This window comes from Neolewinella agarilytica (assembly GCF_900110645.1).
In the GTDB taxonomy this organism is placed as follows: domain Bacteria; phylum Bacteroidota; class Bacteroidia; order Chitinophagales; family Saprospiraceae; genus Neolewinella; species Neolewinella agarilytica.
The window spans coordinates 17372-34366 of record NZ_FOFB01000039.1 but is presented as its reverse complement, the minus strand read 5'-3'; the positions used below and the strand labels follow the sequence as shown (position 1 = coordinate 34366).

Annotated in this window: 11 protein-coding genes; 4 read left to right on the top strand and 7 right to left on the bottom strand. The window is 52.3% G+C overall.

The genetic code is table 11. The features are described from left to right. Nucleotides 1-128: 128 nt before the first annotated feature. From BM123_RS22625 to BM123_RS22600, 6 genes are all read right to left on the bottom strand, one after another. Nucleotides 129-677, bottom strand: a complete 549-nt coding sequence (locus tag BM123_RS22625) for a PH domain-containing protein (protein ID WP_090173238.1) — start codon at nucleotides 675-677, stop codon at nucleotides 129-131. A gap of 107 nt (nucleotides 678-784) precedes the next feature. After that, nucleotides 785-1306 (bottom strand): hypothetical protein, encoded by a 522-nt coding sequence (locus BM123_RS22620; protein WP_090173236.1) that lies wholly within the window; start codon nucleotides 1304-1306, stop codon nucleotides 785-787. Between the two features lie 106 nt (nucleotides 1307-1412). Continuing rightward, the gene (locus BM123_RS22615) at nucleotides 1413-1652 is read right to left on the bottom strand and encodes a hypothetical protein (protein ID WP_090173234.1); all 240 of its coding nucleotides are present in this window, start codon (nucleotides 1650-1652) and stop codon (nucleotides 1413-1415) included. 16 nt (nucleotides 1653-1668) lie between these two features. Then, nucleotides 1669-2322 (bottom strand): GIY-YIG nuclease family protein, encoded by a 654-nt coding sequence (locus tag BM123_RS22610; RefSeq protein ID WP_175489516.1) that lies wholly within the window; start codon nucleotides 2320-2322, stop codon nucleotides 1669-1671. 1137 nt (nucleotides 2323-3459) lie between these two features. After that, nucleotides 3460-9663 carry an SdrD B-like domain-containing protein gene (locus BM123_RS22605; protein WP_090173230.1) on the bottom strand — a complete coding sequence of 2068 codons (6204 nt, stop codon included), beginning with the start codon at nucleotides 9661-9663 and terminating at the stop codon, nucleotides 3460-3462. A 731-nt stretch (nucleotides 9664-10394) separates the two neighbouring features. Next, the gene (locus BM123_RS22600) at nucleotides 10395-11153 is read right to left on the bottom strand and encodes an ankyrin repeat domain-containing protein (protein WP_090173228.1); all 759 of its coding nucleotides are present in this window, start codon (nucleotides 11151-11153) and stop codon (nucleotides 10395-10397) included. Nucleotides 11154-11340: 187 nt separating this feature from the next. Here BM123_RS22600 and BM123_RS22595 point away from each other — a divergent pair, with 187 nt between their 5' ends. The 4 genes from BM123_RS22595 to BM123_RS24085 are packed head-to-tail and all read left to right on the top strand — an operon-like array spanning nucleotide 11341 to nucleotide 15112. After that, complete coding sequence (locus BM123_RS22595) at nucleotides 11341-13440, top strand: prolyl oligopeptidase family serine peptidase (RefSeq protein ID WP_090173226.1); 2100 nt, start codon at nucleotides 11341-11343, stop codon at nucleotides 13438-13440. A gap of 52 nt (nucleotides 13441-13492) precedes the next feature. Then, complete coding sequence (locus BM123_RS22590; protein ID WP_090173224.1) at nucleotides 13493-14074, top strand: Uma2 family endonuclease; 582 nt, start codon at nucleotides 13493-13495, stop codon at nucleotides 14072-14074. Next, nucleotides 14071-14634, top strand: coding sequence for an HAD family hydrolase (locus BM123_RS22585; RefSeq protein WP_090173223.1), 564 nt, complete (start codon nucleotides 14071-14073; stop codon nucleotides 14632-14634). Before BM123_RS22590 ends, BM123_RS22585 begins: the two co-directional genes overlap by 4 nt. A gap of 55 nt (nucleotides 14635-14689) precedes the next feature. After that, the gene (locus tag BM123_RS24085; protein ID WP_139212065.1) at nucleotides 14690-15112 is read left to right on the top strand and encodes a hypothetical protein; all 423 of its coding nucleotides are present in this window, start codon (nucleotides 14690-14692) and stop codon (nucleotides 15110-15112) included. A gap of 39 nt (nucleotides 15113-15151) precedes the next feature. Here the strand turns inward: BM123_RS24085 and BM123_RS22580 are convergent, their stop codons facing one another. Beyond that, a complete protein-coding gene (locus BM123_RS22580) occupies nucleotides 15152-16807 on the bottom strand; it encodes an alkaline phosphatase D family protein (protein ID WP_090173221.1) in 1656 nt (551 codons plus the stop codon). Nucleotides 16808-16995: the final 188 nt, after the last annotated feature.

The following is a 16995-nucleotide window of genomic DNA, read 5'->3' as shown; positions in this document are numbered from 1 at the left end:
TATTAATCAAAGCGAAGGTCAATAAATTTTAGTTATGGCCCTTTGCACCTAACGGATAGTGTATGCGGCGTTGCCAGCTTTTGCTGGCAATGAACGTTATACACATTGTTCTACCTCGTTTTTATTTTTTATTTTTTATTTTGAATTTCGATTATTTGATTATATACTTTTCTGGCATTTGGTATCAATTCTAATTGGGGATTCATTTTCATTCCTGGCCACCAGTTCATTCCGCTTCCCCAAACCATAAATGGATTCTTTGGTCCAATTGAAATTGTTCCAGTTCCGTTGCCTTTTTCACTTAATTCAATATCGCTTAAAGTTCTAATGTTTAAGGATTTTATATTCTTCGAAAAAACACCAGATTTTATTAGAATTCTATTTTCTGTTAATCCATAGACCGTATTTTCTCTTTGTTTAGAATCAATTATGAATCTTCCGAAAACGAAAATTAGTCCGACTATTACAAATGGAACTCCAAATAATGCAAATATTCCTCCTCCTTGTGATGCCATTATCACCCAAAATATTGCAAATCCACACCATAGAACACTAAATGGTATCATAAAAATATCCGCTGTTCTGAAAATGATTCCTGATTTAGGTTTCCCAGTCCAAAGTAGAGTTTCATCTCTATCTAAATGTTCTCTTAATTCTGATTGTAGATTTCCTAGCATTTTGCTTTTTTCTTTATTTTAATGAGGTAGAACGGTCTCGTATATGCGGCGTGACCAGCTTTTGCTGGGCATGACCGTCATATACAATGTTATGCTCAGGTTTCTTTTTATTCTAATTTAGATTTCGCTATTTTCAATGATTCGGTAATTTCTTCTTTTATTTCTTCTGAGGAATTCGACATTTCGATTTTCTCAATTATATCATTTATATCAAATCCGTCGTGAATCGGATTTTCAAATTCGCTTTTGATTAAGTCTTTATCTAACGAATCATTTTTATTTAAAATCTGCAAAAGAAAGTCTGGTTTGTTTTTAGCTACTTCAAAGAGTAATTCATTTGACCATTCTAAAAACTCGACATTATTTGCACATTCATTATGAAATGATGCAAGAAACTCAGCTACAGTTACTAAATCTAATTTATTTATGTTTTCGGATGTTTTCTTTAAAACTTCTATCGAACACCAAAATTCAACATAAGAAGAATCGGGTTTGAATTCCTCTTTTATTGGCAAATTGGTTTCCTTCTTTTTTTGATTGATTTCAGTATTTACTTCTTTATTTGCTGATTGCTTGTCTCCGCAACTAATTAAAACAATTGAAATCAGTATTTGAATGAGTGGTTTCATTTTTTTCTTACTTGAGCATAACGGTCTCGTATATGCGGCGTGCGACCGCTTAGGGAGCATGACCGTCATATACTTTGTTAGCTGCTGTGTTTTCTTCTCTTTAGAATCATTTCTTGTTGTTAAACCAATTCACAAAAATATAGCTTAAAAACAATCCGAGATTTATTAAGGTAATTGAATTGGTATCTTCTAATTTTTGATTTGCAATTCTTTTTAATTCTAAGATGTCATCTCCTGTTTCAAAGGGAGAAATCAAATATTTTTCATCTAAACCATTGTTTACTAAAAATAGAATATTCAATATTAGAATTGACACTACGATTAATATTAAGATGATTTTTTTCATAACAATTGATGGTTTTTTAGCTACTGCGTTCGCTTCTTTCTCTTATTTTTCTCAATCGTGACGAAATCGCTCCTTTATTTCTTCCCACAATTTCTCTAATTTCTTTTGCTGTTTTTCCTTGATTAGACAACTCTATTATTTTTCTTTCTTCCTCTTCATTCCAAGGTCGATAAGCATTTTGATGTGTATTTCGTATTTCCGAAATCGAATATGCTTTCTGAGGTTTATCCGCCTTTCTTTTTTCTCTCGAATTGTAAATTGGTTTTAATTTCTCCACCAATCTTTCTTCAAGTTCTTTTCGTCCGATTTTTACTACAATCGCTGAAACTTCAAAATTATCTTCAAATATCCTGTTTAATTTTTCTTCAAATTTATCTGGAAATTTTTTACTCGCTGTTCCAACTACATATCCTTCTTTATCTGAAAATCTTTTATTTCCAATCGTCCGTCGCAATGAATGATTTCGGGTATCAAGTAAATCTTTCATTCTTTTTCTGATACTTCCTGTTTCTCCAACATAGCAAAGTTTTCCTTCTTCTCTTATCGCATAAACTCCCGCTTCTGTATCAAAAGTCATCAACCAATCTTTCGAAAATTCAAATAATTTCCAATTTCCGTCTGTTATTTCGTTTTCTAATTTGGCTAAATACTTTTCGATTTTGTCATCCATTTCGTTGGTTTTTTTATTTTTTTCATAGCAGCTAACGAACGTTGAGAAACGCAGTGTCCTGACGAAGTCGGACATTGACGATTCTCTGACGTTCCGCAACGTTTGCGTTTCGAAGCCAAAAGATATTTCTTTTTTTTTGAAGCGTCAGCTTCTTTCTTTTGGCGGTTTCCTCCAGATAAGGAAGTATGGACGTGACTACGGGTAGTCTCGCCGTTCTTCCGGAGGAATCGTTACGCTGCGCCGAGGAGAAATGATCCACTGATCGTTTTCCAATGTCCGGCAGACGGACGGTTGAATACATCTATTCTCCCGACTGCCGGAAACAAATATACCGAATGCAAAGGAGCACTTTTTAATTTAACTGGCCGGTGGCCCTAAACTTTTTCCCGACTCGCATCGTTCGCAAGCTCAAGTCTTACAGACCTGTAACGACTGGTAGCCAAGTGCTACAAAAGCTTCTTTTGCCGCTTTGTCTGCCCTGCCGCTAATGATTTGCCTTGAAAATCAGGGCTTGCGAACGATGCGATATTCGGTCTTCCAGGCCACCAGCCCTTTGTAGTGATCCTTTGATCAAACATTCGGACGGGGCGATAGCCCCACAAATATTTGTTGCGCATATGTTGCGGAACATACTTGTAACCGCATCTATTACACATACAGCCAATATCTCAATCACTAAATTGCGCATACAGGACCAAATTCTGGAGCAAAACCGCAACTTCATCAAATGATTGTCGTGAACGATGCAATTTACGGTTACGAGGCCATATTGGGTACTGTTGACGCAACTTTTCACAACCGATTTTCGAAAAAATCGCTTGCACGCTCCTCCGACTATACTGCCCGCCACTTTGCCCCTCAAACAGACAGTAGGACGGCCGATACTCCTTGTAGTACTCCCGCAGTTCTACCAATAAACTATCCGAAAGCGTGGTGTATCGGTCTTTCTTACCTTTGCTGCTCAGCAAAAGGGGCCGGGGGGCATAGCTAAACCAACAAAGGAAGTCATCCCGCAAACAGCAGCGCCCATCCCCTGCTCCTTCCCCCCCCCCTGCACCTGCGGTCCCGCGCCCAAAAAAAGACCCGGCCGTCACCGAAGCAACGACCGGGTCCCAACCCAAATTCAAAACTGATTAATTACTGTTTGATGATCCGCTTGATGGCCAGGCCCGTTTGACCTCCCTCCAGACGCAGGAAGTACATTCCTGCCGGGAAGTCATCAAGGCGTAATGGATGGGTAGCAGAGAGCCCACTCAGCTTTTCGCGTAGTAGCACCCTACCCTGTCCGTCCAGAACGGTAAGGAGGTCCGGGCGGAAATCCGGGCTCCAGCTCAGCGACACGAATCCGGTGGTCGGATTAGGAGCCACCCGGAAGGCCTTGTCGAATCGAAGCTCCCGGTTGGACACCACCATTTCACAGTCTTCCCATTCCCAGCAGACATCATTGGGGTCATTGTTGTTCAGCTCGGTTTGCAGCAGGCAGATGCTCGGAGGAATGGAGCCCGTGTAGCTGTGGCTCACGGGGAAGCCCCCCTGGCCGACCTGCACCGTAGTACCGTCTCCCCAGTCGATATCAACGAGCATACAGGCGCCGATCAGTGGATTGTCTATCGTGATCGTGTTCCCGATCCGGTTCACCTGGTAGGCAGCGGTGGCATCAAAGAAGCGCATCTCATCACAGCAGTCGATGCTGTCCGTTCCGCTACACAGGTTCCCATTCTGGTAGTTGGGCGGCACGGCGGTGAGGCCGTTGGTGGGCACAGGTAGCTGGTAGAGGGTATCGGGCACCTTCGTGCGTTGCATCTGGATCATGTTGCCGACGTAGACCAGGGTCGTGTCTACCAGACAGGTATCGGCCAGGCTGAGCGAGAACGAGCCGTGGAAGACGTCGAAGTCGCCAAAGCCATCGGGGTGGTCCTGCCGGCCATCGGTGTAGTAGAGGCGGCCATCAGCGGGCGTGGTGTACAGGCGTGCGCGGAAGTAGTCCGCCGCCGGTTCGTTCAGGTAGCGGGTCTTGTTTTCCAGTATCTGCTGGGTCGCGGCGTTGTAGGTGTAGTTGAGGATGAGCGGACGGCCGTTGCGGTCCGTCGCCGTAGCGTAGAGCTCGCCGTTGGCACCGAGTTCGATGTCGGTGAGCAGGCCGGCAGACTGGTTTACGTAGCGGAGATCATCCAGTTCCTGGCGCAGGCTTGCGTCAAAGAGCCAGATCATGCCATCAAAGACAGTGGTATTACCACTTCTTTGGTACCGGCCACCGACGACAACGATACGTCCATCGGGCAGCTCCAGCGCATCGCGGAAGCGGATGTCCTGATCGGTATAGAAAGCATTGATGGTTTCTCCGGTCGGGCCGAAGACGAGGTGAAGTACGCCTTTGCGGTCCTGCTCGTCGCCCACCAGCAGTAAGTTGCCGTTACGGAGCGGTGTCATCCCTACGATCTGATCATCGCTGCTGTCCAGGTTGTCCGTTGGGTCCACGTAGGTATACTCCTGACCCCAGTTGATGTTGCCAGCATCGTCGATGTTGTAGAGGTGGGCTTCGTCGTTGGCACTGTTGTTGGTGCCATCCTGGTTCTCGAGGCCAAGGATGTAGTAGCGGTTAACGGGGTCCGCTGCCCAGGGATGATTGATGATGCGGATGAAGGATTCCCGCCCCAAATTGTCATACTCCCGGATAAAACCGAGGGTGCCGTTGGCGTTGATTTTGGCCAGCGCGGAGCGATTGTTCTGCCAGCCATTGCTCAGCAGAGGCGTCGTGCGGCCCACCAGCAGGAAGTCTCCGGCGGCGGTGGGCGTGAAGTCCAGCATTTCTACTTCCGCCGTCAGCTTGGTTTCCCAGATGAGGGTACCGAAGCCATCGAATTTGGCGAAGACGGAGTGGGTTTGTCCGGCAGCATCGGTCTCTTTGGCCAGCACGAAGTTGTGGCCAGCGAAATGCTGAATGCGCTGCGGCACGTTGGCCAGCTCATTGCCGTAGACCCAGAGGCTGTCGCAGCAGTCGCCGAGGTCTTCCATTGGCGGACATTCGGGAATAATGATACACGTCGTATCCCCGTGGCAGCAGAAGTTGCCATCTGGCGGCGTGTTGATCGTGTTGTAGATCGAAGCGCGCAGACAGAACTGATCGCCCGGGTTCACGTTGCTGACGTTGATGGCGGGCATACTGATCGGGGCAACGTTTGGCGGAATCGTCACGGCGAAGGAGTACGGTGCACCGGGCGTGATCACCCCGCCCGCTGGCGTCGTGTAGCTCGTGTGCACGTAGATGTGCGTAGCGGTGGTGTTACTCTGGTTCACGACGTCCCACTGATACGCATAAGTGCCGTCGGGCAGGCAGATGATGGTGTCGTTCAGGATTACCAGACAAGTGTCCGGCGGCAGTGGCGCACAGTCGAAGGTCAGGCTGTCCTGACAAACAATGCTGTCCTGCATATCGATCCAGTTGATCTCCAGCAGTTGTGGCAGCACGATCGGGTTATCGTAGTTCGTCAGGCAGAACTCGATCTTATTGTTGATCGGGCCGGTTGGAATCGGCGTCGTGCCCGGAGGCGGCAGCAGTGGCTGGAAGCGGGTCACGGAGTTGTTCAGGTTCTGGAAGAACCAGCCGGAACCGGCGCTGAGGGTGCGAAACTCCACGCCGCCCTTCAGGTTCAGCTCGATGCTCTTCATGTCGATCAGGCAGGGATTCTCGATGTCGAGTGCCCAGCAGCAGGTGGAGTCGGGGCCGATTTTCGTGGTCGTGTATTCCAGGTCTTCACAGCCATCACAGGGGCATTCCGGAATCTCCATCCGCAGGGTATCGGAGAAGCAGAAGCAGCAACTATCCTCGAAGAACTGGAGTTGAAACTCCAGGAAGTTCGCCGTGCCGATATTGTCGAAGCAGAGCGTTCCGCTTCCCGTTCCGTTGGGGCTGACCTCCGGGCTGAAGCTGATGCTGGTCGGGGAGACCGTCGCTCCGCTGGGGTCCAGGTAATTGACGGTCAGCGATTTGATGTCTTTGTCCCAGCAACTCAGGAAGTCGAAATCGTATTTATACTGTCCGTTCTGGTCGCAGTAAAAAGTATCGCGGGTGATCTTGGCACAGCCGGTCGGTTCCTCAATCGGGCAGAAGAAATCAAGCGTATCGGAGCAGGCCTGCCCGTCGCAGGTCAGCCATTCCACCTCCACTTGTTGGGGGCTGCTCGTGTAGTTATCCAGACAGATGGTGACGGGCGAGTAAGTGCCCGTAGGCATAAAGGCCAGGCCGCTGCCGGGGCAGGCGTTGCCCTGGGTTTGGATCAGTTGCAACTCGCTGGTCGTTTGGCTCAGGTAGAACCAGTTGGGGTCGGTGATAACGGGACTGACGATGCTGATGCCACCGAGCGCCTTCACGTTCACCTGGGTGAACAGATCGGGGCGGGTGTTGGTCAGCAGAATATCGTAACAGCAAGGTCCGCTCATCGTATCAACGGCACTTTGGGCGCTGACGCCGGTGCAAAGATTGGGACAACTAATGGGGCAGTCCGTGACCAGGGTATCACTGCAAACCACTTTATCGAACGAACAAGGCAGGTCTACGTGGTAGTCAATGATGACCGACTGGGGGATCTGCTGGTAGGAGCAGATGTTGGTCAGGTCAAAGTCGACCAGCTGCTGGGCGTTCGTGCGCGGAATGGGGCCGCCTCCGGCCACCTCAATACAGATCTCCGTCGCCTGCGGCGGGTAGAGTGCGCAGTACTGGTAGCCCGCCTTCGGGCTGGAAGCGCCGAAGGTGACGCCGTTGGTGGTGCGCAGGTGTACCCGTTGCAGGTCGAGGCAGAGATTGTTGTCAATCTCCAGCTCATGGGTGCAGTTGGGGGTGGTGGCGGTTTGGGTCAGACGGCTGGCTTTGTCGGCCGCGCAGTCGATGTCGATGGTGTTACCGAAGTCGAGGTTGAAGTGGTAGCTCTCGCCGTTGGTGCTGAAGTCGTGGCGGCGGTTGGCCGCCGCGCTGGGGAAGGTCTGGCTCCAGCAGTTCTGGTTGACTTCCCGGACGCTGTAGTCTCCCGCGCAGAGGTTGCTGAAGGCGTAGAAGCCGGCGGAGTTGGTCGTGGCCGTTTGCACGACGATACCGGTGATCCGATCCACCAACTCGATCTGCCAACCACAGAGGTTGGGGTCGAAGGGATCTTTGACGCCGTCTCCGTTTGTGTCCTCAAACTTCACTCCGGAGACGTAGGCGCAGCAGCCGGAGGGGCAGGGGGTTCCGGGAGGGCCGCTACCGCAGCCCGTCGAGCACTCCGCCTGGTGGCGGCCGAGGATGGCCGTTCCCCAGTCCTGAAAGTTCACCACTTCCACGATGCCGAGGGCATCGACCGGTGCACAGTTTACGTCCGGCATCGGCTCTTCGAAGGAAGCTTCGAGCGGATCGAAGCAATCGCAACTCGGCAAGATGCCGTTGGGGTCTACGCGGACGGCCCAGATGTCGTTAGTATACGTACCGACGGGGACCGCACTGCGGAAGGTAGACGTACGGCCGGCGGCGGCGAAGCCCTCGCCCACTGCAATCAGTTTTTCCAGGTGATTGGCCTCATTGTATTGGTGTTGCCAGCGGGGATCCCCGCTGTCGTCGACCTGCATAATGAAGGGTCGGCGGCGCTCGGGGCCAATGCCAACGACACCACCCGCGTTCAGGTCGCCACCAAAAGTATATAGCAGGTTCCCCCCTTGCACCTGCGTGCGCGCCACCAAACTGTTGACTTCTTCCTGGTCTCCCGGAAGGTCATATACCCGGTTCAGTTTCACGTTGTCGCACTGCGGTAAAAGGGGCAAGCGGAAGGTGGTCAGGAACACCTTTGACGATCCCTGAAAGCCGCCCGTTTTCTGATCACCGACCACCGCTAATTGGTTGTTAGGCGTCAACACGATGTCCTTACCCGTTTCTTCCGTCCCGCCGTTTGCGTCCACGTCCACTACTTCGGTGTGGATCACGTTCAGGCCGTTGTCCAGCTGCATCACGTACATCTTTTTGTCCGGCGTCTGCCCGGTGATGAACCAGCTTTTGTTGGCATCATCGTAGGTGATCGCCTCGCCCGTCGTGCGGGAGGTGCCCGGCGCATTGATGGCAAACTCCTGGCGGTTGCGGGTAACGCCGGTGGTGGAGCTGAAGCAAATTCGTTGTACAAAAGACTTCGTGGTTACCGGCAGATTGCTGCCGTCCCGCCGCGTGCCCACGATGCCGAGGCAGTTGGTTACGGGGTCGTATTCAATGTCGTGCACGAACTCGTCGGGGTCAGACTCGAAGATCTCCTCCATGGCAAAATCCAGCGTTCCGTCCGCCTGCAGGGTCACGACTACGTAGTCGTACCGATTGCCTTTCTTGACGGTTGCTACCGCAACATATTCAAAAGGATTGGTCACGTCATCCAAAGCCAGCCCCTCGCCAATGGTGCTCACCACGCGTACATCCTCAATCTCGTAGGGGATGGTCCGGTTAGCGCCCGTAATTATGGGCAGACTGGTCTGCTCTCCGCAGTCATCAATATGGGAAAAGTAGATGTTCCCGTTGCTGCCGAGTTCATTGAGAAAACTGGTGATTCCCGCGACGATGAATCCCGGGTTCCGCTCGTCAATCAGAATGTCGTAGCCTCGCTCTTCGTAATCGACCGGGTTGGCGGCATCTTCCTTTGCTTTGATCGTGGTGCTGAAGGTATCGCCCTCCGGCTGGCAGCTCGTACACGTCAAATCAACGGTCTCCGTACAGACCACGGTTGGCCCGATGAGCCACTCTACCTCGACGGTTTCCGGGCCGGTTGGCGGTGTCGCCAGGCAGAAGCGGAAGGCGGGGGTCACGCCCGTCGGCAAATGCCGCGCGCCGGTGTAATTGAGGTGTATTTCGTTAATCGTCGGCGGGGCAGGCAATCCCCAGTTCGTCGCATCGAAACTGGCGAAAGGGTTCAGGTTGCCGCTGGCGGACCGTAACCGGACGCCCGTAAAGAATTGATTAACGGGGTTGTCCAGGCTCAGCTCGAAGCAGCAGTTGTCTACATCGGTGAAGATCGCCGCGGGGCCGGTGCAGCAGTCGGCCCGATCGATGGTTACTGCTTTGCAGATGGTCTGCGTCGTCACCCCGTTGGAAGCCGTCAGGCAGGCGTTAAAAGTGCCGTCAATGCCGTAGAAATGGACGGGGCTGGCGGCGGGGTCCTGGTCTCCGTCGCCGAAGTCCCAGTTCTGGGCCACCGGCGTGCCGCCGGTAATGGTGAAGGCTACTTCATTACAATTACTCACCGTGAAAGTGAAATCAAAAGGACTGGCTGCCGTAGCCGCCAGAGGGAAAAACAAAAGCAAAATCCCTACACTAATTTTGGATAAGAGCGAACGCATTGGGTTGTCATTTGGTGATATAATGCCGGCGGGTTGGAGCCGGATTTTTCACCTTATTGCGTGTTGGGCGGGATGCTTACCCTGGAGGAGAGATATTTTTTGATCTTGCTAAAAACCTCTCCCCCGGCCCCTCTCCGGCAAGTCTCGCCTACGGCTCAACGGAGAGGGGTGACCCTTCGCCAAAGACGTATACCAAGCAGGATAGATGTATGTTATAGTCTTGAAAACGACCTGGCGGAAAAGCAGTCGCCTCCGTGGACCTCTGTGTCAACCTCTGAGCATCTCTGTGGTTCCCCCTCTCGCTGCGCAGCAGCCCCAGAAACCTCTCCCCCGGCCCCTCTCCGGCAAGTCTCGCCTACGGCTCAACGGAGAGGGGTGACCCTTCGCCAAAGACGTATACCAAGCAGGATAGATGTATGCTATAGTCTTGAAAACGACCTGGCGGAAAAGCAGTCGCCTCCGTGGACCTCTGTGTCAACCTCTGAGCACCTCTGTGGTTCCCCTCTCGCTGCGCAGCAGCCCCAGAAACCTCTCCCCCGCCCCCTCTCCGGCAAGTCTCGCCTACGGCTCAACGGAGAGGGGTGACCCTTCGCCAAAGACGTATACCAAGTACGATAGATGTATGCTATAGTCTTGAAAACGACCTGGCGGAAAAGCAGTCGCCTCCGTGGACCTCTGTGTCAACCTCTGAGCACCTCTGTGGTTCCCCCTCTCGCTGCGCAGCAGCCCCCTCAAGGCCGCAACAACTCCTGTGCCTCCACCGAAGCATTCGCCGTAGCATAATTATAGGCCGTTTCGCCATATTGATCTACCGCTTCCCGGTCCACCAGTTCATTATCGAGCAGGTAGCGGATCAATTCGGCATTATCTTCCTCAGCAGCGGTATGCAGCAGGGTTCGGCCGGTAGTACAATCGTTCTCCAGCGTGGCACCTCGTTCCAGAAGGAAGGCCAGCATTTCAACGGTATTGGAACTATGGATGGGTGTACAGCCGTACTCATCGTCAAAATCTTGCTGGGTCATGTCAGCTCCATGGTCGAGCAGGTAGCCCACGAGCTCCAGATCTCCTCCTCCGATGGCGTAACTGAGTGCGTTCTCCCCGATGGCATCCGTACCGTTGATATAAGCGCCGGAATCCAGCATCATCTTGACCAATTGTAATCCATTATCCGGACAAGCAGCCGCCTCCGGTAATTGATGACTATCCCATAATTCGGTGTTAGGATCAACACCTCTGGCCAGCGTTTGCGCCATCAGCATGGAATCACAATAAATCGCGGCCAGCTGAAAGACGTGAACGTTGGTCATTTTCTGATACTCCAGCGCCAGGTCAGCAGCCGTAATCTCCAGGTGTGCGACATCGTAGCCCGCTATCCGTTCAATGATGGGCGGCGGTGTTGGATCAAGATATACTTTTTCCACTTCAATATTATTAGCACAAGCCGCCAATAGAAGCAGCGATAAAACAGGAAGGTAGTTTCTAACGGGCATAGTCGGGAAACGACAGAAGTAGGGTAAAAAGTTCTTTTTGGGCGCTACCGCAGGTGCAAAGTAAAGGTAGAAAAGCAGGGAAAAAACGGGCTTTGATTATCTTTATCCGCCGACTAAAGTCGGATGTACTAAAAATTTCCCCACCTACTCTTTGATATATCCCTGAGGCTCTTAAGTTTATACCTGAATGAATACAAACATTGACAACCCTTCCATCCCTGTCACCTACCCTGTCACCGAAAAAATTGAACATACTGATCACTATGGCGACGTCGCCATCCGCGACGATTTTCACTGGCTCGAAGACGACAATGCCGAGGCCACCAAAGCCTGGGTCGCTGCCCAGAACGAAGTCACCTTCGGCTATCTGGAACAAATCCCTTTCCGGCAGGCCTTTGCTGACCGGATGACGGAACTTGTCAATTATCCCCGCGTAGGCCCGCCCAGCAAAGTGGGCGATTACTACATCTGGAGCAAGAACGACGGCCTGCAAAATCAGTCTGTTTTTTACTACAAAAAAGGTCCGGAGGGCGAAGAAAAGGTCTTTATGGACCCTAACACCATGAACGAGGCCGGCACCACCGCCATCGGTTTGTTGGGGTCCGATAAGCAGGACCGCTACATGGCCTATCGCCGCAGCGAGGCGGGTTCCGACTGGGGCAAAATTTACGTCCGCGACCTGGCCACCAACACCGATCTCGACGATGAGCTGCAATGGGTAAAATTCGGCGGCACCGGCTGGTACAACGATGGCTTTTTCTACAGCCGCTATCCCGCTCCCGCCGAAGGCGAAGCCCTGAAGGGCAATAACCTTATGCACAGCATTTACTACCACAAGCTCGGAACACCGCAGGCGGAGGACCAACTGATTTACGAAGACAAAGACAACCCCACCTTCTACCACTATGGTGGCACTACGGAAGAAGAGGATTACCTCATAATGTATGCCGCCCCGGGTACGAATGGTTTTGCGCTCTATTACCTTCCCCTTGATGGCAGCAACCTGCCCACCGTGGCACCAATCGCCATCTTTCCGGAAACTACCCAAAAGAGCAGTGTGGTTCACAACGAAGGCAAAGATTTCTGGATCATCACTGACGTCGACGCCCCTAACTACCGGCTGATAAAAATCAACCTCGACCGGCCTGCACCGGAATACTGGGAGGAAATCCTGCCCGAAAGGGACAACCTTCTGGCTGGTGTCACCACCGGTGGTGGCTACCTCTTCGCCAACTATCTGGAAAAGGCAACCGACCGTTATTACCGCATGAACTATGACGGCAGTGATCAGCGCCCCATCCAACTCCCGGGCCTTGGCGCTGCCGGAGGCTTCAGCGGGGAGAAAGACGAAAAGAAGCTTTACTATGGCTTCACGAGTTTCACCTATCCTTATACCATCTTCGAATACGACGTAGAGACCGGCGCCAGCAAACCCTTCTTCTCGCCGGAGCTGCAGTTTGACCCGACGGACTTCGAAGAAAGCCAGGTCACCTATCAAAGCAAAGACGGCACGCCCGTTACCATGTTCCTCGTTCACAAAAAAGGTCTGAAGCTGGACGGGCACAACCCCGCCTATCTCTATGGCTATGGTGGTTTCAACGTCAGCCTGAGCCCGAGCTTTTCAGCGCTGCGGATCCCGATGCTCGAGAACGGGGCGGTCTTCGCCATGGCCAACCTTCGCGGTGGCGGCGAGTACGGGGAAGCCTGGCACCAGGCGGGCATGCTGAAGAATAAGCAGAACGTCTTCGATGACTTCATCGCTGCTGGCGAATGGCTGATTGAGCGGGGCTATACCCGTAAAGAAAAGCTGGGCATCGCCGGCGGCTCCAACGGTGGCCTGCTGGTGGGCGCCTGCATGGCGCAGCGGCCGGATCTCTTTGCCGTCGCCTTCCCCGCCGTTGGGGTAATGGATATGCTGCGCTACCACAAGTTTACCGTCGGCAAGGGTTGGATTCCCGAATACGGATCTAGCGAAGATCCGGAGATGTTCGACTATTTGCTCGCTTACTCCCCGCTCCACAACCTGAAGGACGGCACCCATTACCCCTCCACGATGGTGACTACTGCTGACCACGACGACCGCGTAGTGCCCGCTCATTCCTTCAAGTTCGCCGCCCGCCTGCAGGAGGCCCATGGCGGAGATAACCCCGTTCTGATCCGCATCGCCGTCGACGCCGGCCATGGGGCCGGCAAGCCCATCTCAATGATCATCCAGGAACAGGCCGACATCTGGAGTTTCTTCTTTTGGGAGACGGGGAGTGGGGTTCTTTACGAGAATCAGCCCTAGGTCCTCCACTAAAAACCCGTAACTTTATCTTACCATAACTCGTTTGATTATTATGGAAGCTTTAGAACTCGAATCACGGCCCTATTCCAAAGAGGAATACTTTACGCTACTAGAGCAATCATTGCATAAACTGGAATTCTTGGATGGGGAGGTCAGAATGATGTCGGGTGGGAGTATTTCCCACAACACCATCATGGCCAACACTTTCGGTTTTCTTTGGGCTAAAAAAGGCTCTTGCAAAGTTCATAATAGCGAGAACGCCGTATCTGTTTCGTCCATAAAAAGTTACTTTTTCCCTGACCTAACCGTCACTTGTAATCAACCGACCTACGAAAAAGGTGGCATCGCAAAACTTACTAACCCCGAGCTGATCATTGAAGTCCTATCCGAAAGCACGGCAGATTATGACCGGACGGATAAGTTTACCGCCTATCGCCAGCTCGAAAGCTTTAAGGAATACATTCTCATTGATAGTCGTAGGATGCGCGTCGATACTTTTTACCGCGAGAATCACCAATACTGGCATATCGGTTCCTATTTCAACCCGGACCATGAAGTGGAAGTCCGAACCCTTGGGCTGAAGCTATCCATGGCGACCATTTATGAAGGCGTTGAGTTTTCTACTTACCAATGAGAAAGCTCCCTCCCATCCTACTCGACCTCGGCGGCGTCACCTTCCAGTCTACCGGCGTGTCCAATGAGGTTATCAACTGGACCGAAGTATCAAAACTCAACTACAAATACGCCAGAGAGATGAGTGTCGGGGACGTAGGCCTAACCGCCTTTCTGGCGGACTACAATGCCGCAACCAATCAGCAGCTCGCCGACGAGGAATTCCTGGACGCCATCTGGGACACCCTGAAGATGAATACCGAACTGGTTGATTACCTGCGCACCCGTTACGAGATCATCATCGTTAGCGATAATTACCGGGAGAACATCGAGTACGTTGCCAAACGCTTTGAGTTTGACGCCTGGGCCAGTCAGCAGTTTTACTCTTACGATTACGGCCTACTGAAAGAAGACCCACCTTTTTTCGAACGCCTGATCAACGAGCTTCCCTACCCGCCGGAAGAACTCTACCTGATTGATGACAGCCCCAACAAACTGGCGTCAGCCGCCAAAGTCGGCATTGGCGGGATCTTGTTTACGACTAATGAGGAGGTGTTTCGGACGCTGGAAGGAGAGGGGTGACGGTCTGCCATCAATGCCTTTACACCATTATCCTTTCTCGCAGCATCTCCAAACCATGAAATCAACCATTAGCATTCTTCTAACGAGTGTAGCTCTGACCACTGGTGGTTACCTGGGATGGCGGGAATGGCAGCCCAATCTAACCGGACACTGGGATATTGTCGAAGAGCCTCTTGACGAACACTATTCGACACTGGCCTGGATGGAGACACTAGACATCACGAATGACAATACCGTATACCTCAACTATTCCCCGGATTCTCCATCCCCGACCATTGGAGCAGTCAACCGTCTTTTCAGAAGTATGTACATCGGGCCAGGTTGCTTGAGCCTCAATATAGACTATCACCCCGATGGCAACACACTATTTCTTGAGATCGAAAATCCCATAGATAATTCGTCGCCATATCGATTTACGGCAGTTAAGCGTAGCAAGTGTCCTCATAGCTGGCGGCCCGAAGCGAATTATATAAGATAATCTTGCGCGTCGCTTGCTAGCGCACGACTAAAGTCGTGGCTACCGAACCACCACCGGCCAGCCCGGAAACTGCTCTGCCTCTGGCTGGGAGACATCCACTTCACGGGGCCAACACTCAAAGACGACTTCCTCCGTAGCCGGGCGGAAGCGGATGATGCCGAAACCGGCGCCGTTGGATGCCGCGTCCGGGTTGGCGTAAGCGGCCATCCGGATGTGATTATCGAAGCCATCGCGGTAATCCCCCGTCCAGGGCAGCGGAGAATCCGGCACGGCATTAGCGCCGGCTTGTTCGTTTTCGGGCCACCACCAGCGGGAGTAATAGTTATTGACGATGGCGGGCACGATGAAGGCCCAGGGGCCGTCTCCCGGCGCATCAATACCGTGCTTAATCACGGTGGGCAAGTGCTGGTCTCCGCCGATGTGGACCGCGCCAGCTGCTTGAATCAGTGATAAGGCTTTATTGCGCCCCGTTTGCGGCCAGCCATTGGAGTCCATATCGGCGTGGAGACGATTGTCGATCTGACCGTGGATGTGGGCACCGCCGCAGAATCCGGTTTGTGAGAGCACGGCTTTCATCCGTCCGGGGGCCTGGTCTTTGCCCCAGGCATCGAGAAAGGTCAGTTGGCGGTCTCCGAGTAGTTTCAGGCCGGGCACATCAACGGAAGCCGGGTCGTAATCGGGGTTGCGGATATGGTCCGGTCGGGGCCCTTGCTGGGGGATTTTGCCGTTGGGGCCAGACTTAAACTTCCGGTCTTCGATGATGGCGAAGTCGACCGGTCCGAGGCGATAATTCGTGTAATAGACACCGATTCCCTGTTCAATCAACCGGCCATCATAAGGGTCCGGCAGGTGACTTGTCTGGCAGCGCTCCACCATCTTGACGTACTCGTGGTGGTAGAAATAGCCGCCGTCGTGGCCGGCAGGATTCTTAGCGACGATTCCGTTTTCGCCCCAGAGGTTGCCCTGGCCGATGTCGTGGTCGTCAGGGATAGAAACCATGGGCCGGTGGCGGAAGGTTTCGCGAAACTGGAGGCCGAATTTCAGCCAGGCGGCGGTGTGTTCTTTGTGGTCATAAGACTGGTCTCCGGCGAAGAAGACGAGATCGGGGTCAAGGTGATTGAGGTTGCGAACGTAGTTTTCGCGCATTCCCCGGTCTTTGTTGGAATTACAGCTCAGGGCGGCAAGTACGACTTCTTCCTCGTTGGTGGGCAGGGCACGAATCGTACCTTTATAGCTGGCCTTTTCACCGTGGCGGAGACGATATTTCACCTCCTCAGTCATATCCCAACCGGTCACGCGGAAGCTGGCCGACCAGCCCAAATCGTGTACGGCCTGAGTGGCTTCAGGCCTCCACTTACCGTCTTTCCAAAACTCCAGGGTGACGTCCCGGCTTTCAGCCGGGTAGAGTGGGTAGAGCTGAGCCATTAGCTTTAAGGTGCCCTCAGAGACGGTGTAAGCTCCGAAGGCGATGACGGAATCGCGACTGACTTTCAGGTCGATGATCGGGTTCCATTTCCTGTTCCACCAGTCGTTGGTGGCCAGGGTGTCCAGACCAGAGAAAGGGGCCTTCAGGTAATCGCCCTGGGTAAGATCACCGGTAGCAGTGGGTGACGGCGCGTGATCACTGCGCTCACCGGACGTGCAGGTGCAAAGAAGGGTTAAGAAGGCAAGGAGGCTTAACAGTCGATATTGCATGAAGGAGTTGTAGTGGATTCCTGACGAATGTAAGGTTTACAAAACATTGCCCCTTAACTTAGCTGGCATCCTGCGTGCGCGCCCCTAAACTGGTTAAAATTATGCCATCATCAGACAAATCGTAGAGACAGCCTCATAAATAATGAGCTTTTCGGGTAGAAGTACCCTCAATTTTCGGGTACATCTAC

Excerpts from the sequence above, each read along its gene's own strand:
- BM123_RS22610 (WP_175489516.1), bottom strand. The coding sequence starts at position 2,322 with ATGGATGACAAAATCGAAAAGTATTTAGCCAAATTAGAAAACGAAATA.
- BM123_RS22595 (WP_090173226.1), top strand. The coding sequence starts at position 11,341 with ATGAATACAAACATTGACAACCCTTCCATCCCTGTCACCTACCCTGTC.
- BM123_RS22585 (WP_090173223.1), top strand. The coding sequence starts at position 14,071 with ATGAGAAAGCTCCCTCCCATCCTACTCGACCTCGGCGGCGTCACCTTC.
- BM123_RS22620 (WP_090173236.1), bottom strand. The coding sequence starts at position 1,306 with ATGAAACCACTCATTCAAATACTGATTTCAATTGTTTTAATTAGTTGC.
- BM123_RS22605 (WP_090173230.1), bottom strand. The coding sequence starts at position 9,663 with ATGCGTTCGCTCTTATCCAAAATTAGTGTAGGGATTTTGCTTTTGTTT.
- BM123_RS22590 (WP_090173224.1), top strand. The coding sequence starts at position 13,493 with ATGGAAGCTTTAGAACTCGAATCACGGCCCTATTCCAAAGAGGAATAC.
- BM123_RS22615 (WP_090173234.1), bottom strand. The coding sequence starts at position 1,652 with ATGAAAAAAATCATCTTAATATTAATCGTAGTGTCAATTCTAATATTG.
- BM123_RS22600 (WP_090173228.1), bottom strand. The coding sequence starts at position 11,153 with ATGCCCGTTAGAAACTACCTTCCTGTTTTATCGCTGCTTCTATTGGCG.
- BM123_RS22625 (WP_090173238.1), bottom strand. The coding sequence starts at position 677 with ATGCTAGGAAATCTACAATCAGAATTAAGAGAACATTTAGATAGAGAT.
- BM123_RS24085 (WP_139212065.1), top strand. The coding sequence starts at position 14,690 with ATGAAATCAACCATTAGCATTCTTCTAACGAGTGTAGCTCTGACCACT.
- BM123_RS22580 (WP_090173221.1), bottom strand. The coding sequence starts at position 16,807 with ATGCAATATCGACTGTTAAGCCTCCTTGCCTTCTTAACCCTTCTTTGC.